General features: G+C 36.6%; 19 protein-coding genes. 6 read left to right on the top strand and 13 right to left on the bottom strand.

What is annotated here, in order from left to right; genetic code table 11:
• Positions 1 to 53: 53 nt before the first annotated feature.
• From Q1A47_RS11930 to Q1A47_RS11880, 11 genes are all read right to left on the bottom strand, one after another.
• The gene (locus Q1A47_RS11930; RefSeq protein ID WP_166529829.1) at positions 54 to 302 is read right to left on the bottom strand and encodes a sporulation protein; all 249 of its coding nucleotides are present in this window, start codon (positions 300 to 302) and stop codon (positions 54 to 56) included.
• A gap of 12 nt (positions 303 to 314) precedes the next feature.
• Positions 315 to 455: a small, acid-soluble spore protein L gene (sspL, locus tag Q1A47_RS11925; protein ID WP_080668749.1), complete on the bottom strand. Its 141-nt coding sequence runs from the start codon at positions 453 to 455 to the stop codon at positions 315 to 317.
• 50 nt (positions 456 to 505) lie between these two features.
• The gene (locus tag Q1A47_RS11920) at positions 506 to 2110 is read right to left on the bottom strand and encodes a fatty acyl-CoA synthetase (RefSeq protein ID WP_211911233.1); all 1605 of its coding nucleotides are present in this window, start codon (positions 2108 to 2110) and stop codon (positions 506 to 508) included.
• Between the two features lie 365 nt (positions 2111 to 2475).
• Entirely contained in the window at positions 2476 to 3090 is a 615-nt protein-coding gene (locus tag Q1A47_RS11915; protein WP_121604808.1) for a 3'-5' exonuclease, read from the bottom strand.
• Positions 3091 to 3123: 33 nt separating this feature from the next.
• Positions 3124 to 3819, bottom strand: coding sequence for a CBS domain-containing protein (locus Q1A47_RS11910; RefSeq protein ID WP_026682693.1), 696 nt, complete (start codon positions 3817 to 3819; stop codon positions 3124 to 3126).
• 475 nt (positions 3820 to 4294) lie between these two features.
• Positions 4295 to 5239 carry a ribose ABC transporter substrate-binding protein RbsB gene (gene rbsB / locus Q1A47_RS11905; protein ID WP_166529803.1) on the bottom strand — a complete coding sequence of 315 codons (945 nt, stop codon included), beginning with the start codon at positions 5237 to 5239 and terminating at the stop codon, positions 4295 to 4297.
• Positions 5240 to 5304: 65 nt separating this feature from the next.
• Entirely contained in the window at positions 5305 to 6240 is a 936-nt protein-coding gene (gene rbsC, locus Q1A47_RS11900) for an ABC transporter permease subunit (RefSeq protein ID WP_121604805.1), read from the bottom strand.
• Positions 6224 to 7741 (bottom strand): sugar ABC transporter ATP-binding protein, encoded by a 1518-nt coding sequence (locus Q1A47_RS11895; protein ID WP_166529802.1) that lies wholly within the window; start codon positions 7739 to 7741, stop codon positions 6224 to 6226. The genes rbsC and Q1A47_RS11895 overlap by 17 nt, the downstream gene beginning before the upstream one ends.
• Positions 7742 to 8153: 412 nt before the next feature.
• Positions 8154 to 9050 (bottom strand): ribokinase, encoded by an 897-nt coding sequence (rbsK, locus tag Q1A47_RS11890; protein WP_166529801.1) that lies wholly within the window; start codon positions 9048 to 9050, stop codon positions 8154 to 8156.
• 7 nt (positions 9051 to 9057) lie between these two features.
• The gene (locus tag Q1A47_RS11885) at positions 9058 to 10044 is read right to left on the bottom strand and encodes a LacI family DNA-binding transcriptional regulator (RefSeq protein ID WP_026682688.1); all 987 of its coding nucleotides are present in this window, start codon (positions 10042 to 10044) and stop codon (positions 9058 to 9060) included.
• 271 nt (positions 10045 to 10315) lie between these two features.
• The gene (locus Q1A47_RS11880) at positions 10316 to 11764 is read right to left on the bottom strand and encodes a carbon starvation protein A (protein WP_034679590.1); all 1449 of its coding nucleotides are present in this window, start codon (positions 11762 to 11764) and stop codon (positions 10316 to 10318) included.
• A 277-nt stretch (positions 11765 to 12041) separates the two neighbouring features.
• Between Q1A47_RS11880 and Q1A47_RS11875 the strand changes: the two genes are divergently transcribed.
• The gene (locus Q1A47_RS11875) at positions 12042 to 13193 is read left to right on the top strand and encodes an alanine--glyoxylate aminotransferase family protein (protein ID WP_026682686.1); all 1152 of its coding nucleotides are present in this window, start codon (positions 12042 to 12044) and stop codon (positions 13191 to 13193) included.
• 199 nt (positions 13194 to 13392) lie between these two features.
• The gene (gene serA / locus Q1A47_RS11870; RefSeq protein WP_026682685.1) at positions 13393 to 14976 is read left to right on the top strand and encodes a phosphoglycerate dehydrogenase; all 1584 of its coding nucleotides are present in this window, start codon (positions 13393 to 13395) and stop codon (positions 14974 to 14976) included.
• A 66-nt stretch (positions 14977 to 15042) separates the two neighbouring features.
• Here serA and Q1A47_RS11865 read toward each other — a convergent pair whose 3' ends face one another.
• Complete coding sequence (locus Q1A47_RS11865) at positions 15043 to 15828, bottom strand: HAD family hydrolase (protein WP_026682684.1); 786 nt, start codon at positions 15826 to 15828, stop codon at positions 15043 to 15045.
• 146 nt (positions 15829 to 15974) lie between these two features.
• On the opposite strand from Q1A47_RS11865, the gene Q1A47_RS11860 reads away from it, so the two are divergent.
• Entirely contained in the window at positions 15975 to 17069 is a 1095-nt protein-coding gene (locus tag Q1A47_RS11860) for a branched-chain amino acid aminotransferase (RefSeq protein ID WP_026682683.1), read from the top strand.
• Positions 17070 to 17652: 583 nt separating this feature from the next.
• Here the strand turns inward: Q1A47_RS11860 and thpD are convergent.
• On the bottom strand, positions 17653 to 18549 hold the full coding sequence (gene thpD, locus Q1A47_RS11855; RefSeq protein ID WP_026682682.1) for an ectoine hydroxylase: 897 nt from the start codon (positions 18547 to 18549) through the stop codon (positions 17653 to 17655).
• A gap of 311 nt (positions 18550 to 18860) precedes the next feature.
• Between thpD and Q1A47_RS11850 the strand changes: the two genes are divergently transcribed.
• The 3 genes from Q1A47_RS11850 to Q1A47_RS11840 are packed head-to-tail and all read left to right on the top strand — an operon-like array spanning position 18861 to position 21405.
• Positions 18861 to 19658 (top strand): ABC transporter ATP-binding protein, encoded by a 798-nt coding sequence (locus Q1A47_RS11850; RefSeq protein ID WP_026682681.1) that lies wholly within the window; start codon positions 18861 to 18863, stop codon positions 19656 to 19658.
• A complete protein-coding gene (locus Q1A47_RS11845; protein WP_166529800.1) occupies positions 19636 to 20397 on the top strand; it encodes an ABC transporter permease in 762 nt (253 codons plus the stop codon). The genes Q1A47_RS11850 and Q1A47_RS11845 overlap by 23 nt, the downstream gene beginning before the upstream one ends.
• A 15-nt stretch (positions 20398 to 20412) precedes the next feature.
• Positions 20413 to 21405, top strand: coding sequence for an aliphatic sulfonate ABC transporter substrate-binding protein (locus Q1A47_RS11840; RefSeq protein ID WP_026682679.1), 993 nt, complete (start codon positions 20413 to 20415; stop codon positions 21403 to 21405).
• Positions 21406 to 21478 lie beyond the last annotated feature (73 nt).

Below are 21478 nucleotides of genomic sequence, written 5' to 3'. Positions count from 1 at the left end.
TGTTATCTCGCTATTTTTCAATGGGAAATTATCCCTATTTTATATCAGATTTTTCAAAATAATTGCTCATACACTTCTGTCAATTCTTTTACTCTTCTGTCGTATTGAACCGATTTAGCATAAGCAATTTCATTTTCCAATACATCATTTAAATAAGTCATTTCCTCTTCAATTATTCTCTTAACAAAATCCAACTCATTTGCATAGTTGCCTCGTTCGAGCTTTCGAACGATTTGCCGACAAGTATCATTATTTATATAGTTAGATAACGATTCTCTTAAATAATCTAACGTATGATCGATCTTTCTCACCTCTTAGATTTTTGTATTCTTCTTTTTTGCTCGCTGTTCCAATTGAGATTTTGGACGTTGTTCTTGAGCATCCTCTGATAAACCTTGTGGATTTACACTACTTTGTACCTGCCGTTTACTATACTGATCTTTATCTTTAGCCAATTACAACACCTCCATTCATAGTGTTACATTTTTTTTCAAATTGTATGCTTCTATTCGTTACTATTTTCGCTCCATCCTTGATATTGTTCTCGTAAAGATCGCTTCAACACCTTTCCACTAGGATTCTTGGGTAGGTTCTCTGTAAATGCAATATATTTTGGAATTTTAAATGTAGATAGACGATCTTTACAATATGCTTCCACTATTTCCCTTGTTAAAACGCTATCTTTTTTTGGTACAATTATGGCGGACACTGCTTCAATCCAATACGGATCTGGTAAGCTTATAACAGCGACCTCTGATACACCATCCAATTGATATATCAATTCCTCTACTTCACGACTTGATACGTTTACGCCCCCAGTATTAATCATATCCTTCTTCCGGTCAATAATCGTTACATATCCTTCCTCATCCATGACACCTAGGTCACCGCTATGGAACCAGCCATTACGAAATGCTTCTTTTGTTTTATTAGGATCGTGCAAATATCCGACCATTGCATGCGGCGTCCGATGAACAATTTCGCCAATTTCTCCTCGAGTCACTTCTTGATCGTTCTCATCAACTATTTTCGTTTGTACATTTAATGACGGTAATCCTGCTGAACCAAGCTTACGTAGTTGGTCTTCTGGTTGCAAGACTGTTGCTAAGGGAGCTACCTCTGTCTGACCGTATAAATTCCAAAGTCTCGCATGAGGTAAGCGTTCGGATAATTCTCTTAGAATCTCTTTTGGCATAATAGCAGCTCCATAATAGCATTTCTGTAATGTGGATAAATCACGCTTATTAAAATCAGGATGTCTTAGCAGTGCTATCCAAACAGTTGGTGGGCAAAAAAGCTGCGTTGCCCCTGATTCCTCAACTGTTTTTAAAATTTTTTCAGGGCTAGCTTTATCAAGTATCACGCCGCTACAGCCTGCATAAATACTTGGACCTAAAAACACATGAAGCTGTGCACTATGATAGAGTGGCAGTGCATGAATAAAAACGTCATCTGCTTCCACTTTCCCATCAACGATACAGCTTACATATTCACTGACAATGCTTTTATGTGTAAGCATAACACCCTTTGGTCGTGATTCTGTTCCACTTGTATAAAGCACATGGCAGAGATCCTCATCATAAACTTCATTTTCAACTCTAGATATAGGCTGTCCTATCCTTATTTCATTAAATGCTTTCCATCCTTCTCTCATCACATGAACAGCACCCAATTGGTACTTAAATTGAATATGCAATTGCTCTGAAGCCTGATCGAGTAAATCTACATATTCATCTGAAGCAATCAAACCTATAGATCCTGCATGTTCTAGAATATACGAAACATCTTCTTTACCTAGCATATAATTAATTGGAATGAAAACAGCACCGACTCGCGCAAGAGCAAAGTTTACTACAATAAAGTCTAAGCTGTTTTTTGACATTAATGTAATCATGTCGCCTTTCTTCATACCATCAGCGATAAAAGCATGAGCTGTTTGATTAACTATATTATCTAATTCCTGATAAGTTACTTCCTTACCTTTGTAAGTGATCGCTATTTTAGCTGGGAATCGATCTGTGGTTCGCGCAAGTATATCCCCCAGCGTATTTCTTCTCGCCTGCTGTATAATTTTCCCTAGTCCATCATGCACATTTGTTTGTGTTCTCATTATCCCACTCCTCAAATGGTAAAATGATGAATGTTCCACTAGCTGAATATTCTTTTTTTTATTTTAATTCAGATAATTACCAAAAGCAAGCTAACATATATGCGAACTACCAGTCCAATTTACCCTTTTATACGGACTAGTAGTTCGTTATGAAAAACACTACTTCCAGTTATACGTGGGATAACAAAAGCGCCAGCGGCTGATTAGAGTGGATTTTCGGACGCGTGCTGTTCCCGCCGGAGTCTCGCTTATTTCAGGTGCTAAATGAATGATTCTAATCAAAAAACGAGCGATAATTAATTTCAACTAATCATCGTTCGTTTGTTTCTTCATTCTTTTGTCTCAGCCTCATAAGAACAAAGTCTTTATTTTATGAAGATCTGCTTACGTTGTCGAGATCTTTTCATTTTAGGTGCATGATAGCCACGTTCATAGATTTTTCCTGTTTGTAGGTGACATCGTTCTAAAAACTGCTCCATTGAGTTTGTCTTACTTACCTTTATCGCCTCTAAAAACACGCGTGCTGCAACCCTCGCATCTTCTAATGCATTATGGTGGTTAAACATTATTTTATGATATTCTGCTAATGTATTTAGTTTATAATTGTATAAACCGGGCCACATACTTTTAGAAATAGCTACCGTACAAAGATAATTTATTTCAGGGTAAGTAAGTTGAAAATGGTCTAGCGTATGCCTGATCACGCTCATATCAAAACTAGCATTATGTGCAATCACGACACTTTTTGATAAATATTGATGAATCGTTGACCATATTTCAGGAAATGTCGGAGCATCGATTACATCATCTTCCCTAATCCCATGTACTTGTATATTCATAGAACGAAAATTCATCATGGGATTAATAAGGCTATAATATTCGTCCGTAATATTTTCTCCATCCGAAACGACAATCCCAACCGCACAAGGACTAGATCGCTTTTCGTTCGCTGTCTCGAAATCAATAGATACGAAGTCCATTTCTGCATCACGCTTTCTAATTAAATTCTTACATTAGGAAATTTCTAATATATCCCATGTTGTAATAATACCTAGTAGGTGGCTCGATGGCTTGCCATTTTTCGTAATTAGCAATGCCTCCAGTCGCTCTCCTTTACTTGTATGCTCTTTAAAGATTTCAATTGCTTCGTAAATTGTCGTTCCCTGATGAATAAATCGAGTGTTATCTTGATTTTCAAATGGAAGGACTTCTTCCAGCGCACAACTTCCATTAAGCTTGTCCTGATTTTTCCTTCCGGCTAGCCAGTTAGTAATGCCCTTTTGAGTGAGCAGACCTTTAAATTCCTCTCCCTGATATACCGGGAATTTTGACAATTGTTTCTCATGAATAATGGTTAACAGCTTATTTAATGGGTCCGTTAATTGATAACAATAAACACTTCTAGAAAATAGAGGAATTACACGTTTTGGTTCACTTAGTTCTTTCTCTATTTCTTCAATTCGTTCAACAATTGTATCGTGTGGCTCGGCTATTGCATGCGTCATGTCGATTTTATTATGAACAATTGCATTTCTTAATTCAGCAAACTCTAATAAATCATCACTGTACGTCCGTACTAAAGCATTCGAATTTCTTAATATTTTTACAGCTTTTGAAAAGCCGACGTCTTTTTTATGTATTAATAAAGCTCGTAGCAACTTCTCAATTCGGTTAAATGCTGTCAAAAATCGTTCTGAGTTTTTATACATGACTATTACTCCTACCTCACTTTATCTCTCCTGTACAAATATGCTTAGCTAAATCATCTTGCATAGTCATTATTTTCCTCTTTTCATTATTCTAAACCATATTTGCTTATAGAGAAAGTTTAAGGATAGCCAAGCATCTCATTCAAAATAACGATCATAGTAAGTAAGATACTGGAAAGGGATATGATTATAATATTCACACAGCATACTTGCTATAAAAACCCCATAGGAGCTACGGGTTCCAAAAAGACAATTCTTAAAAATGGCTGTATAAAAAATAGAAAAGGTGAGCGTAGCTTTCGTAAATTTTGACAACTACCGAAGTATGATACTTACCATTCCATGGCTATAGGCTCACTAGTACCCACCGGCATAGTCATGGGTTTTTAAACCATTATAATAGGAACTGCCCCTTTAACAAGCTGGGGTACAGTTCCCTGTAATGAAATTCTTGTAGATAGGATAAATTACATTTTTATTTGGTTATTAATTGTAGCTCGACAGGGATAAAAGCCTCCACTTCTTCTCCATTTATTATTTTTTCCACGGCCTCAATTGCATGCTCACCAATTAGTTCTGGCTGTTGGGCGATCGTTGCAGCCATTGTTCCTTCTTCTACAGCTGCTACCGCATCATCCGTCGCATCAAAGCCAACAACAATAACATCTTTTAATAAGTTCTGTGCTGCTAATGCCTCTACTGCCCCTAATGCCATTTCATCATTATGGGCAAATACAGCTTCAAAATCGCCTACACTTTGAATGATATTCTCCATAACAGCTAACCCTTTTGTCCGATCAAAATCAGCAGACTGACTAGCAGCTATTTCAACTTTATCTAATTGATCAATCCTATTATGAAAACCTTCTCCACGTTCACGAGTTGCTGAAGCACCTGCGATTCCTTCCAATTCAACAACATTTCCTGCTTCTCCTAATTGCTCTGCAATAAACTCTCCTGCCATTTCTCCCCCTTTCACATTATCAGAAGCAATATGTGTTTTAACCTCTCCACCTTCAGCGCTTCGATCAACCGTAATAACTGGAACTTCTTTATCGTTTGCTAATTCAATAGCTGAAACTATAGCACTCGAATCAACTGGATTCACTAACAATACATCAATATCCTGCTGTAATAAATCCTCAATATCACTCAGTTGAGTGGATGGATCATTTTGAGCATCAACCGTGACCAATTCATAACCTGCTTCCTTTGCCCCTGCTTTCGCACCGTCACGTAAAGTTACAAAAAATGGATTGTTTAATGTAGAGACAGAGAACCCAACTTTTACACCTTCCTCACCCTGTTTATCCGTATTCTCCTCTGTTTCATTCGCTGAACCAGGTGCTTCTGTTGAACAAGCTGCTAATAAAAGTAGTATTAGTGTAATAACTCCTATTCTTTTAAAATAAGTAATCATAGTTTTTTCCCCTACCTTTTCTTAGAATTTTTTATAAATGGTTGTATTTAATACTATTTTCCAATTTAGGGTGACTTCCTGTCTAGTAAGACTGCTAATAAAATAACAACGCCTTTTACAATCTGCTGATAAAATGAAGAAACATGTAATAGGTTTAAACCATTATCGATGACTCCAATTATTAAAGCACCTATTAACGTTCCAGTGATTCTCCCCCTCCCTCCAGCTAAGCTGGTACCTCCAATGACAACTGCTGCAATCGCATCTAACTCATACATGCTTCCAGCAGTTGGCTGTGCGGAATTTAAACGACTTGTAATTATAATTCCAGCTAAGACAGATAGCATACCCGTCAACGAATAAACCCAGATTTTCACTCGATCTGCTTTTATTCCAGATAAGGTAGAAGCTTCTTCATTTCCCCCAACTGCATAAACTTGTCTACCAAACACGGTCTGTTGAAGGATAAAATAAAGAAGAAAGAACATAATGACCATAACGATCGCTGGAAAGGGAATTCCAAACACATAACCTTTTCCAATCATTTCAAATAGAAAGCTATCTGATAATCCAGTAATCGGCTTACCATCTGTAAATACAAGCGTAGCTCCTCTGTATATTGTCATTGTTGCAAGTGTGGCAATAAATGGCGCAACCTTTCCTTTTGTAATAATAATGCCATTTACCGCACCTAAAATGAGCCCAATAACTAAGCCCATGCATACTGCCAATAACGGATCCATACCACTTGTCAGTAGCCCTGCCGTTAAAGCACTTCCCAAAGCTAAAATAGAACCTACAGACAAATCAATACCTGCTGTTAGGATGACAAAGGTCATGCCAAATGCAATAAGTGCATTTACGGATACTTGTCTAAGAAGGTTTAAAATATTATCTAGCGTAAAAAAATTATCACTCAGTATACCTAAGATAAATGTGATTACAACCAATCCTAATAGAGGGCCGATTTTTGCTAAGCTAAATCTAGTAAGTTGAGTCATGCCTTACACCTCCAGTCGCAGCTGCCATAATTCTCTCTTGATTCGCTTCCTGCCTATCTAAAAACGTCGCTATTTTCCCTTCATGCATTACCATAATTCGATCACTCATACCTAATATTTCGGGAAGCTCAGATGAAATCATTATGATAGCAACACCACTTTTAGTAAGCTCATTGATAATTTTATAGATCTCCTTCTTTGCCCCAATATCCACCCCCCTAGTAGGTTCATCTAATATTAAAATCTTTGGGTTAATTCCTAACCATTTTGCTAGAACAACTTTTTGCTGATTTCCACCACTTAACGACTTCGCCTCCTGCTCACTACTTATAACTCGAATTTGTAATCTATTTATTAATGCTTCAATTAATAATGTTTCCTTTGAATTTACGATAACACCATATGTTGATATCGCTTTCAAATTTGCTGATGCAATATTTTCTCTAATCGGTGCATGCATGATTAGTCCTTTAGATTTTCTGTCTTCGGTTATAAAACCAATTCCTGCTTCGATTGCATCTCTTGGATGTTTAATTGTTACTAATTTTCCATTTATTCTAATTGCACCATGGTCCTTGTTACTAAAACCAAAAATAGCTTCCATTACTTCTGAACGGCCTGCCCCCATCAAACCTGCTATTCCAAGAATTTCCCCCTTTCTTACAGAAAAAGAAATATTTTCAAACAGGTCTTCTTTTGATATATTTTCTACTTCAAAGATCACTTTACCAGGAACGTTTACTCTTTCAGGAAAACGATCTCCCAATTCCCTTCCCACCATCATTCTTACTATGTCAGTAAAAGATGTATCCGCGATTAATTTTGTTCCAATGGTTTGACCATCTCTTAGTACCGTAATGCGATCACATATATCGAAAATTTCTTCCATTCGATGAGAAATATAAATTATACTAACACCTTGATTTTTGAGTTTCTGGATTACATGAAATAACCGTTCTATCTCACGTTCCGTTAAGGCTGCGGTTGGTTCATCCATAATGATCATCTCTGCATTCGCCGCCAAAGCCCGAGCAATCTCCACCAGTTGCTGCTTGCCTATCGATAAATTGCCCGCTATATCATTTGGGTGAATGTTCGTTACCCCTAACTCATATAAACGTCGCTTCGTACGTTGGTGCATTTCTTTTTTATTAAGTATACCTGTCTTACCATATGTAATATCTTTTCCTAAAAACAAATTTTGTGAAACAGTTAAATGCGGAATAATATTTAATTCCTGATGAATTACAATAATTCCGTTCTGTTCAGCTTGTTTCGGATTCTTAAAAACAACTTCTTTATTCTTCCATTTTATTACACCTTGATCTCGTCTATAAATACCAGTTAATATTTTTACTAGCGTAGACTTGCCTGCCCCATTCTCTCCCATAAGTGCATGAATTTCACCAGGTAACACTTGAAAATCAACTGCTTTTAAAACAGGATTGCCTGCGAAATACTTATCAATATTAGCCATTTCTATGATTGGTGATGCCTTCATTCTCATCCCCCCATGGTATAAAAAGATACCTACTTATGTGGTGCTACAATCGTATGCTTACTTGTAGAAAATACAACTACCAGCCTATGTCTAGTAATCTACTGTTAGAAACGAAGACTATCTCATTTGAGGGTAAGCCTCTATGTACAGCTGTACCAGCAATTGATATTAAATAACTCTGCTCCTAGTTAAATGGTTAATCCTTACAATTTTCATCTCACATCTATGTGTAAGATGACACCGACTTCAAGACTTTAACAGGAGTCATCAAGGATTAGTGGAGGATTAATTATCCGAAAATTCCCGATAAGATACACTAAAATCGCCTCTGTGTACTTTCAAAGATACAATTGTACGAATGAAATTCGTACCGTCGATAGACCATAAAACCTCCACTAAAGATTCGTTAAATTTATTGAACGCTACCTCTTTCTTGCAAAAACTGTTCAACCATTTGCTTCGTCGGCATCCCACCTTGTGCACCAATTTTACTAACAGATAATGCTGCAGCTGCAGTTGAAAATCTAATTGCTTCAGGAAGAGAATGTCCTTGGACGAGTTGGGCAGCAAGTGCACCATTAAATGTGTCACCTGCACCTGTTGTGTCTTTGACACCAACTTGATAACTTGGAATATGGTACTCCTTCCCATTTAGAAAATAATGGACACCTTTCTCTCCTTGTGTCATGATTATTTTTTCTTGAATCTTCATAAATAATGGATTACTATTCAATGCTTCTGCTTCTATTTCATTTGGGGTAAAATAGGTTGCTAATTCTAGCAGCTCATCAGGTAAATCTTGATACGGAGCAGGATTTAAAATAACTGGAACCTGAAATTCTTTCGCTACTTGCACGGTATAGTTAACTGTTTCCATTGGAATTTCCAATTGTACAAGAACAACATCACTCTCCTTTATCAAATGACGATGTTGATCTATAATATTCGGTGATAGCCTATAATTCGCACCAGGTACAACAATAATTCGATTATCATTTTCCGATAAAATAATATTAGCGATCCCAGTTGACGCTTCGTTATCAATTGATATGCCCGAATCATTGATACCCTCTTTCCGTAAATGCTTAGAAAGTTTATCTCCAAAGGCATCCGCACCTACCATTCCAATCATGTTAACATTAGCACCAAGTCTTGCTGCCGCAACGGCTTGATTCGCACCTTTACCACCTGGAAATGTTGAAAAATGCTTTCCAAGCACCGTTTCTCCTTGCATAGGCATCGTCTGTGTAGTTATCGTTAAATCCATATTAATACTACCTATAATGGTTACAATTGGTTTATTAGTCATTTGCAGTTTACCTCCGTTTTCTAGTTGAATCACGCTCTATTAACTTTGTCTTTAGGTTGACTTGCTCAATGCTACGATTTGAGTCATGAATATGCTCCAATAAAAGCTTTGCAGCCTGTGCCCCAATATCATAAATCGGCTGCTCCATCGTTGTTAACGAAGGGGTAGTTGTCTCCCCCATAGCTATTCCATCGAATCCAACTACCGCCAATTCCTCTGGTATTTTCACACCTAATGCTTCTGCTGCTTTTATTACTCCTACTCCCATCTTATCATTTGCTGCAAATATACCATCAATTTCTGGATGATTAGTAAGTAATTCTTTCGTTACTGCAATTGTTTTTTCATAGTTATATTCACCAGAAACAACATAGCTTGATAGAAACCATTTCTCTTTTTTAACTATATCTAAATAGCCACCAAGTCGTTCCAATGTATTCATCGCATAGTCCGGTCCGCATATATGCGCAATTCGTTTACAGCCAATTGCTTTCAGATAATTCGTTGCCTCCCTAGCACTTTCGCGATTATTAACCGTAACAGAAGATAACTGCTTACTAACAATCCGATCAAGTGCAACAACAGGGGCATTCATATTATGAAGATAATCTTCCTTTAAATTACTTGAAACAATAATAAAACCATCAACTGACTTCTGTTGTAATGCATTTAGATACGTTATCTCTTTTTCAAGATCATCATCAGTATTACATAGTACAAATGTATAATTATGTTTATTTGTTATATCTTCTACTGCACGAGCTAGCTCTGGAAAAAACGGATTCATAATGTCTGGTACAAATAACGCAATCATTTTGGACTTCCCTTTAAACAAACTTCTAGCAATATCATTAGGTCGATAGTCCAATTGCCTAATTGCTCTTGTCACACGTTCTTTTGTATCCTTATTTACATATCCATTATTATTTAGCACCCTTGAAACTGTTGCCGTGGAGACGTTTGCAAGCTTTGCTACATCTTTTATCGTTGCCATTATTTAAACCCTTTCATGTAAGTAATTTCTTTGTTTATTCTTAATATGTAACCCGTTACAGAGATCATCATAGTTCGTTTTACAAATGCTGTCAATGTTTTTTTCAAAATATTTCCTAAAGCGAGAAATTAATTGGCAATTTTCATTAAAGCAAAAAGCCGAACTAAGAAATTTGAATCCATTCGGCTTTTTATTCGTTCTATTCTATTTGTTGTTTTGATAATTCTTTATCGTTGGTAAATATATAGAATCTCGTTTCTGTTCATCCCATCTAACCAACGTAAGTATTAGTAAGCCTTTTTTCTTTATTTGCCGTTTTACTTTTAACTAGCTGGTAAATAAACCAAATGAATACAACAGCCCAAATCACTGTTCCAATAACCATTGAAAGTCTGTATTCTAAATGAAATCCCTCAGGTGCATAAAATATATACGTACTTACTACTCCAGTCATAAATAATGCTGGTATGCTACATATCCAGTGAAACTTCTGATGCTTAAGTAAATACATGGCACCAGTCCAAAGCATAAATGTAGCTACAACTTGATTTGACCAACCCACATATCGCCATAAAAAACTGTAATCTATTAAGGATAATAAAAATGCAGGTATAGCTACAGGAATAACCAATAATATAAGCGATCTCTTTCCTAACACTTGCTTATTCGATAACTGCCTTAGTAAATCAGCTAACATCATTCTTGATGACCGTAATGCTGTATCTCCTGTAGTAATTGGCAGTATCATTACACCCAACACTGCTAATATACCGCCAAATGTTCCCAATGTAGCAATACTAATTTCATTGACAACACCTGCCGGGCCACCTGACCCAAGAGCAGTTTGCAGTCCATTTGTTCCGTTATAAAACGCCATCCCTGCTGCCGCCCAAACAAGAGCAATGATCCCCTCTCCTATCATAGCTCCATAAAAAACTTTTCTTCCTTCGCTTTCTTTTTTAAGGGTTCTAGCTAAAATCGGACTTTGTGTACTATGAAATCCTGATATTGCACCACAAGAAATTGTCACCATTAATAACGGCCAGATAGGTAGCTCATTAGGATGAAGATTAGTCAACGTTAAATTAGGAACGGTATAGTCAAAAAAGAATATCCCAACACCTATAGAAATAGCCATAAAAATAAGGATGGCACCAAATAACGGATATATCTTACCAATAATTTTATTGATTGGTAGAACGGTAGCTAATAGAAAATACGCAAACACAATTAATATAGATGTCAAGAAATTAAGTGGACTTATTTGTGACAATAATTGTGCGGGCGCAGCAGTAAATGCTGCTGCCACTAATATCATTAATAATATAGATAAAAGCGTAATAAATGCTCTAGCATATTTTCCTAAATATTTCCCAACAAGTGATGGAAATTGCGCTCCTCCTTGACGTAGCGATAGCATACCTGACATATAGTCATGAACAGCACCAGCAAATATACAACCTATTACAATCCAAATAAATGCAACTGGACCATATAACGCTCCCATTACTGCACCAAAAATCGGTCCGGTTCCAGCGATATTCAACAACTGTATTAAAATTGCTTTCCACCAGCTCATTGGCATGTAATCAAAACCATCCTGATTCGCATATGCAGGAGTAGGCCGCTGATCGTTAATGCCAAAAATTTGTTCAACCACCCTTCCGTATACGAAATAACCAATAAGTAATAACAAGATGGATGCTACAAAAGTAACCACCGCTGTCCCCTCCTTGTCCAAAAATCTATTCGATAGATTTCCTTTATCCTTTTTTAGAATTTTAAAGAATATTCTATATTGGAAAATTAAATAAAGCAACCTTTTTTATCTTTCATCTTTAGAAGCTATTGGTTCGAACATGCCAAAAGAATCATTTTACAAATTTAATATTTTAAATACAGGAAATTGATTGACAATATATAAAGTTCTGCTATGCTGAAAAATATTATTTCAGAACAAATGAAATAGACGGAATTTGTCTAGAAAGGAGTAAATTATGCAAATGGAACAGCAAATACTTAGAATACCTGGGCCCACCCCTATTCCCCCAAGTGTTCAACGAGCTATGTCTCAGCCAATGATTGGACATAGAGGGCAAGAAATGCAGGCGTTGCTTGAAGCTTTAAAGGGTAAGTTGAAGCCAATCTTTGGTACAAAAGAAGAGGTATTGCTATTCACATCAAGTGGCACAGCCGCTCTAGAAACTGCTGTCGTAAACGCTGTGGAACCAGGTGAAGAAGTAATTGTAATTGTATCTGGTGCATTTGGTGATAGGTTTACGAAAATATGTGAGGAATATCACATTTTAGTTCATCGTTATGACGTCACATGGGGAGAAGCTGCTAGCCCAGATCAATTACAACATTTATTACAAAAACATCAAGATGTAAAAGCTGTATTCGCTACATTTTGTGAAACATCTACTGGTGTGCTAAACCCCATAAAGGACTTAGCAAGCGTAGTCCATCAGTACTCAAACGCGCTATTTATTGTGGATGGTGTTTCTTGTATCGGTGCTACCGAAACGCAAATGGATGAATGGGGATTGGACATTGTTGTGACTGGGTCACAGAAGGCAATGATGCTTCCGGCTGGTCTAGCTTTTGTTGCTGCCAGTAAACGTGCTTGGGAGGCAATTGAACATAACCAGCAACCTCGTTTTTATCTAGACATGCGAAAATACCGTAATAAGTTAGAAGAAAATTCAAGTCCTTTTACACCTGCTGTTTCATTATTATTAGGGCTTAAACAGGCTATTGCATTAATGGAAGATGAAGGACTATCCACTATTTATAAACGCCATCAGCTCATGGGAGAAATGACTCGAAATGCTTTTCATGCATTAAATATTCCTTTACTGACAAAGGATACTGATGGGTCACCTACAGTTACTGCTGTTCGACCTGCCGATTTTTCAGCTGAAGCACTAAGAAAGGTACTTCGTTCAGAATTTGGATTAACCATCGCTGGGGGACAACAGCATTTAAAAGGAGCCATTTTCCGTATCGGTCATATGGGGTATTGCAATCCCGCTGATGTCCTACAAATTATTAGTTTAATGGAGATTGGTTTGCGAAAGATTAACAAAAATATTGAGCTAGGAAAAGGTGTTCGTGCTGCGCAAAATGTATATTTAAACAACAAATAGAATAAAGTTATTTCTTTCAGTAAAGTTTCGGTTTGTTCACCATTCGTCATTGCAAAGTCATTCCCCGTTGACATACTATATTCAATTAATTCACGAGTGAGATCTCTGTAAAATCCACTGAAGTCAGTTAATTTTAGTTACTAGTGAATTAATTAGGATAAAAATCTAACTTTGTCCGATACCCTTAGGAGGTAATAAAATGTTTAAAGTTTTAATTTCAGATCCATTAAGTAAAGAAGGTATATATCCTTTAAATCAAGCAAATCATATCAGCATTGAGATGGCAATTGACTGGTCACAAGAGCAATTAGAAGATCGGATAGCGGAATACGATGCCCTATTAGTCAGAAGCCAGACACAGGTTACGCGAAACTTAATCATGAAAGCGCACAAACTCAAGATTATCGGACGTGCTGGAGTGGGTGTAGATAACATCGATCTGGATGCGGCTACTGAATATGGAATTATTGTTGTCAATGCACCAAATGGTAATACGAATTCAGCAGCCGAACATACGATGGCCATGATAATGGCCCTTTCAAGAAAGATTCCCCAAGCATATTTATCACTTAAAAACAAACATTGGGATCGAAAAAAGTATGTTGGTACGGAATTAAAGAATAAAACACTGGGAATCATAGGACTTGGTCGTATAGGTGCTGAGGTAGCTTACAGAGCGAAAGGTCAACGCATGACTATTATTGCATATGATCCATTTTTAACAGAGGACAAGGCAGAAAAAATGGATATACGATATGGCACAGTTGAAGATGTATTAAAAGATGCTGATTTTATAACAATACACACACCGCTTTTAAAAGAAACGCGTCACTTATTGAACGCAGAAGCTTTTAAGCTTGTCAAACCTGGTGTACAAATTATTAATTGTGCTAGAGGTGGAATAATTGATGAGGATGCTCTCTATCAGGCCATTCAATCCAATCAAGTGGCTGGAGCAGCATTAGATGTATTTGAAGAGGAGCCATTTTACAATAATAAATTATTGGAATTACCAGAAGTCATAGCAACCCCCCATCTTGGAGCAAGTACATTTGAGGCACAAGAAAGTGTAGCCATCGATGTCAGTGAAGACGTTATTCGTTTTCTGGCTGGTGATGTCGTACGTCATCCAGTAAATCTTCCTTCTTTATCAAAAGAAATATTAAGTGAGATTGAACCTTATTTCCATCTTGCTGAGAAAATCGGAACATTTCTTATTCACCTAACAAATGAAGCTGTTGAAGAAATTAACCTTTACTACTCCGGTGACCTATCAAAAACCAAAATAGCTCCCATTACGCGTAACGCAGTAAAAGGATTATTAACAAGACACCTTGGCGAGCATGTGAATGATGTTAATGCACTATATCTTGCCGAAAAACGAGGTATAACTATTCATGAAAATAAGACCTCATCAACCAAAGGTTTTACAAACCTGTTAAATGTTGAAATCAAAACAAAATTAGAAAAACGTAGTGTTTCCGGCACATTATTAAATGGTTTAGGTCCCCGAATTGTTAAAGTTGACCATTACAGTGTAGATGTGACACCAAAAGGTCATTTATTAGTTATCCACCATAAAGATCAACCTGGGGTAATCGGAAAAATGGGAAGCTTACTTGCTACACATCAAATCAATATTGCAACAATGCAAGTAGACCGTGCAGATATTGGTGGAGATGCCATTATGGTGATGACTGTAGATCGACACATTGAAAAACATGAGTTATCAGCCATCGAAGAAGTAGATGAAATTCACGATGCTACAGCGATAGATTTATAGAATCATTTGGAGGCTTGTTACATCTCAAGCTTAGGCTGTCGTTCGCGACAGCCTAGCTTACCCTTCTTATACACCTTTACGAATTAGAGCTAATACGGACGATAAATCCTTTACTTCGAAAGTTGGTAATCCATTATTCTCTATATCTTCTCGATTAATCCAGATCGAATCAATGCCAATTCGAGAAGCTCCCAATATATCTGTATTTAAATTATCACCAACCATGATTACCTTATCTTTTTCCACTTCAAGTATATCTAATGCATGTTGAAATATAGAAGCATCCGGCTTTCCCTTACCAAATGCTCCAGATATTATAATCGCATCAAAATATGACCTTAGCCTAGGGGTTAAGTCTAGCTTTGTTTCCTGTAAATCTGGAGAACCGTTTGTTAATAATAGTAATGTAAATTCACTAGCTAACTGATCAAGCACATCAAAGGTATCCTTATAGACGTACGCCTTCTCCTTTCTAATCCTTGGAAAAGCTTCAGCTAGCTCAGCACCAAGGTATGGATCATCGACACTAACTTCTCTTAATGCTTCTGTCCAAGTCGATTTACGATAATCTGGAGCCAGCTTGTGAAGCTGCTCAAAGACTTCTCCCTTATCAAAAAAATCCCCCCATAATCCCTCGAATGGATTAATACCAATCATTCTAGTAAAAGAATAGGTAGGATAGGAAGCATATAACCTACGAGCTTTTTCCTTTACTCTTTCTTCCAGGATGATAGGATCAATTTTGGTATTAGCCTTACTCGCTAGTTTACAAGTATCTTTAAACGATTCTTCTATACTTTTTTTATCCCATAATAACGTATCGTCTAAATCAAAAATAATTGCTTTGCGCATCTATACATCTCCCTTTCATCTTGCATACCTTATAAAAAGTATACAACATTTTAATTAAATAAAAAAAACTGAAAATTAAGGGTTGCTTTTATTAGAATTATAGACTAATATAGTTATTAAAATTTTTACAGCAAGGGGATAGTGACATGGAAGAATGGACAGTTAAGGTAAACCATAGTGCAGTGAAAAAAGAAAAACCGAAAACCGATCAACTAGAATTTGGAAGAGTATTTACAGACCATATGTTTATTATGGATTATTCTGTACCATTAGGCTGGCACGATCCACGGATTGTACCTTACGAGCCTTTGACGATTGATCCTTCCGCAATGACATTTCATTATGGTCAATCCGTTTTCGAAGGATTAAAAGCCTACTATACGCCAGAAGGCGATATTCATCTGTTTCGACCTGAAAAAAACCTGCAGCGTCTAAATCGGTCAAATGATCGGCTATGTATTCCTCCGATTGACGAAGCATTTATTCTGCAGGCGATTAAGCAGCTAGTATATTTAGATAAAGAGTGGATTCCAACCGCTGAGGGAACATCTCTTTATATCCGTCCATTCATTATATCTACGGAACCATTTATCGGCGTGGCTCCATCACATCAATACAAATTAATCGTTATCCTATCACCGGTAGGGGCCTATTACAAAGAAGGGATAAATCCCGTTAAAATCGCTGTAGAAAATCAATACGTTCGGACAGTAAAAGGTGGTACGGGTGAAGCAAAAACCGGTGGAAATTATGCTGCCAGTTTAAAAGCACAAGAATTATGTGCACAAAAAGGATTTACTCAGGTACTATGGTTAGATGGATTAGAAAAGAAATATATTGAAGAAGTTGGTAGCATGAATGTATTCTTTAAGATTAATGGAAAAGTTTACACACCAGCACTTAATGGTAGTATTTTAGAAGGAGTAACGCGAAATTCTGTTATCCAAATGCTTCAATATTGGAATATACCGGTGATTGAAGAAAAACTCGCAATCGATGATTTATATCAAGCTTATTTAGATGAAACGTTGGAGGAAGCTTTTGGTACAGGAACAGCAGCAGTTATTTCACCAATTGGCCAACTTAGTTGGGAGAATAAAGATCTTTATATCAATGAAGGTAAGACAGGAAAAATTTCAAAAGCTCTTTATGATACACTAACTGGAATTCAGTACGGTAGAGAAAAAGATCCTTTTGATTGGATTGAAAAAGTAACGAAAAAAAATACAGTTAAACAATAAGCGAACTTATTTTTTATTATAGCTATACAAGGGAGCACTAGATGAATACTAGTTCTCTCTTTTTTATGCCAAATTATTTTTGAATTAAAGATTATCTTTCCCACCATTTTCCGATGAGAAATAGAATTAATCATCTTTTTTGATTTCCTTCTATCCTCTCCCTAAGCTTACATACCATCAAGTAACTACGGAGAGTTTCACCATATATTCTGTGAACGAATATTCATTTTTTGAAAGAACTTGTTGATAGATCTCACCATAATCCATAGCCTCTATTTCCCACTGTTGTGATAGAATTCTCATCATTACATTTGGTATCAACCATTGAATGGTTTACTGTGACGATTCATTTAAGAGAAATCTTGTAGAAACCTATAGTCATAGTTCAAAATAAGACCATGTGAATAAATAATGGCGTGTTGAGCCGCGTCCAGCTCCTGCGCCAGATACGAGGAGACTTCTAGAATCTCCCTACGATAATATTTCCTAGATAATAAAGCTGACTACAAGGCATAACTTGTAGCCAGCTTCTAATCATCTAGGAATACTTAATTAAGGAAAGTTTCCCTTAGTTACCCTCTTTTCAACCGCTTAAACTCAATTCATTCTGACGAACTGCAATATATTCTGGACGTTCTTTTCCTCCAGAAAATGGTTCTACTAATCGATTCTCAATACTATTATATACCATAAATAAGTTATTACGTGGATATGGCGTCATATTACTAGATGATCCATGCATTGTATTGCTTTCAAATAATGTTACAGCACCTGCTTTTCCAGTTGGGGCAGTAATACCTCCACCTTTATCACATAACCAGCGTAGACTGTTTTCATCAGGAACACCCAGTTTTTGTTTTTTAAGTGACTTTTTATAATTATCTTCTGGAGTATCCCCTACACAGCTAACATAGAAATTGTGGGATCCAGGTATCAGCATTAAAGGACCATTAAAGCTATAATTATCTGATAACGCAATCGACACACTTATTGCTCGCATCCGTGGCATACCATCCTCAACATGCCATGTTTCAAAATCAGAATGCCAATCAAATTCTTTTCCTTTAAAACCTGGTTTATAATTAATTCGAGATTGATGTATATATACGCCACTTCCCAATAAATATTCAACTATGTCAAGAAGTCGCTTGTCATTTGCTATATTCTTAAAGTAGTTATCATCATGATGCACGTGAAAAATAGAACGAATCTCATCACTCTCTGGCTCACGAATAATTTTGTCAGAAGAAACATTGTGATGAGACTTTTGCAATTCAAAAATGGCTTTCTGCATATCCACTACTTCCTTATCTGAGAAGAAGTTTTTAATCTGCAAAAACCCATTTTTTTCATAAGAATCAAGCTGTTCTTTTGTAATAGGAGCCTGATTATCTTTGGATCGATCTGTATAAATAACAGGATCCTTCCGCTTCAAAATTTCCGGTCGGTTATTTTGCCTTGAAGGATAAAGATCTTCCATGAGTAACACTCCTCCTACTATTAAATTACTATTATAAGATTGTATATAATTAAGTATCCCTAGATTTCCAAGGGAAACCTTCCTACATTAACGATGTCTACCCCAATCATTCAACTATTAAACTCCTAATATAATAATTGTTTTGAATAATTATATAATTTAACCTCTAAAAAATCAAACCAACCATCGTTAACTAAAATGAAAGGAAACTAAAAAACAATTGACGTATTTACTCGTGGTTGCGTATAATGATAGCAATCCAAACAAATCATACTTTTCTTATAGGAATTTAATGAATAGGAGGTTGCAACTTGCTACTCAAACTACAAAACGTTGGGAAAACATTTATCGATAAGCAAAAACATACTTCATTTGAAGTTTTTTCTGACATTGATTTAACGATTGCTGAAAATCAGTTTGTATCCATTCTTGGGCCATCTGGTTGTGGAAAATCAACCTTATTATCCATGGTTGCGGGGCTTGAAAATACGACAGAAGGTAGCATTACACTAGAAAAACGAGAAATAAAAAAGCCAGGACCCGACCGAGGTATGGTCTTTCAGCAACCCTCTCTCTTCCCATGGCTTGATGTTAAAGGTAATGTAACCTTTCCGTTAAAAAAAAGCATGAATAAGCAGCAGGCAGAACTCGAAGCCGACCATTTTTTAAAATTGGTACAGTTAAGCAAATTTAAGCATCATTATATTTATGAATTGTCCGGTGGAATGCAGCAACGTGTGGCTATTGCCCGTGCTTTAGCAATGAATCCCAAAGTGTTACTAATGGATGAACCATTTGGGGCACTAGATGAACAAACACGTCATATCCTTCAAGACAAATTATTAGAAATTTGGCAACAAACAAAGAAAACCATTTTATTTGTTACGCACAGTATTCATGAGGCTATCAAACTATCTGATCGTATCATTGTAATGGGAACTCGTCCCGGGAGAATTATCTCAGATATTACCATAGACTTTCCAAGGCCTCGTGATCGTGAAAATCAGCAAGTAATTACGTTAGAAAAAGAAATTATGAATCTGTTGAAAACGGAAATAAATAAAGTGTTAAAGGAAGAATTAGCAGATGAAATTCAGCATAGCAGCTAAACGTATTATGTTTCTTATTGTTGTTATAGGTATATGGCAATTTATTTATTCTCTAAATATTTTTGAAGCAATTGTGTTCCCTTCCCCAATTACCGTTGCTACCGCCTTATACGAAGGCTTTACAAGTGGTGATTTAGTAAAGGCTCTAGGAGCTAGCTTTAAACATTTACTTTTTGGAATGTCATTAGCTATTCTCTTTGGAACAATTATTGGGGTTATTCTCGGAAAATCAAAGCAAGCAGATGAAACAGCTGGTATGTATTTGATAGCTCTTCAAAGTATTCCAAGTATTGTATGGGTACCGCTTGCCATTATGTTATTTGGATTTACGGAATTTTCGGTTATATTTGTAGTTGTTTTAGGTGGTACTTTCGTTATGGCTATTAATGTAAGGTCTGCTATTCAAAATGTTTCACCTCAGCTTATTCGAGCAGCTAAAACAATGGGAACGCAAGGACTAAGGTTATTTTACCGAGTAGAGGTACCTGCTGGAATCCCTTACTTTATGACAGGTATACGACTTGCCTGGGCTTTTAGCTGGCGTGCATTAATGTCTGGAGAATTATTAAGTAATGGACCAGGTCTAGGATACTCCTTAAGCTACGCTCAAGATTATGCCAGAATGGATCAAGTAATAGGTATCATCATTATCATTGGAGTTATTGGCGCTATTGTCGATCATTTCGTATTCTCAAAGCTGGAGCATACTGTAATGAAACGATGGGGATTATTAAGATGAAAGGATGATTAAAAAATGAAAAGAATCACAGGATTTATTTTCTTATTTTCATTGCTTGCAAGCTTATTAACAGCATGTGCAAATAATCAATCAGACAGTAATCAAGAGGAAATAACGATTGGTTATTTCCCAAACATTAATCATGTTGCAGGAATGGTAGCTGAAGAAAAAGATTTATACGCAGATACTTTACCTAGTGGAACAAAAGTGAACTATCAATATTTTCCTGATGGTTCAGCATTTATGACAGCATTGGAAACAGGTGAAATTGAAGGTGGATTGGTTGGCCCTGGTCCAGCTATGAATCATTTTGTTAGTGGAGCGAACATTAATATTGTCGCAGCTGGATCTACTGGAGGAACCGTAATAATGGCTAGAAATAACGCAGAGATAGAAAGTCCAGAAGATCTAGCTGGTAAGACATTTATTTCCCCGCGAGTTGGCTGTACGCATGATGTGCAATTCGAGGCACAAATGAAAGAAGAATATCATTTAACATCCGATCGGGTAAGTGGTCAGATGAAACATGTAACAGGTAAACCGGCGACCTATCATAGTATGTTTACTTCAGGGAAAATTGATGTAGCTACTGTACCTGAACCCTGGGCTTCAGTCATTGAAGTCGAAGGTAGCGGAAAGGTATTAATTGACACGCCAGAAGTAGCTTGGGGAGATACGTTACCTGCGGCTGTTTTTGTAACCTCTCAGGATTTAATTAAGAATAACCCAGAACTTGTTCAACGTATTGTGGATGGACATAAAAAGGCAACAGCATTTATTCAAGAAAACCCAGAAGAAGCAAAAACAATAGCGATTAATAAAATAAAAGAAATTACGGATCAGGATCTATCCAAAACGGTGATTGATAATGCGTGGGAACGAATTGATTTCACATTCAATATTGAACCAGAAGTTCTTGAAGAATTTTCCAACTCATCCTATGAATTAGCATTTTTAAAAGAGAAGCCTAATTTAGAAGGATTGGTTGACAAAAGCTTCCTAGAATAAGAAAAACGGAGCAAAATTCGCTCAGTCCTTATCACTAAATGCTCAGATTTACGCTTCCTCTAGTAGCTATTAT

Source organism: uncultured Virgibacillus sp. (assembly GCF_947495635.1).
Taxonomy (GTDB): Bacteria; Bacillota; Bacilli; order Bacillales; family Amphibacillaceae; genus Virgibacillus; species Virgibacillus salarius.
The sequence above is the reverse complement of the archived record's forward strand: the minus strand, read 5'-3'. Positions and strand labels throughout refer to the sequence as shown.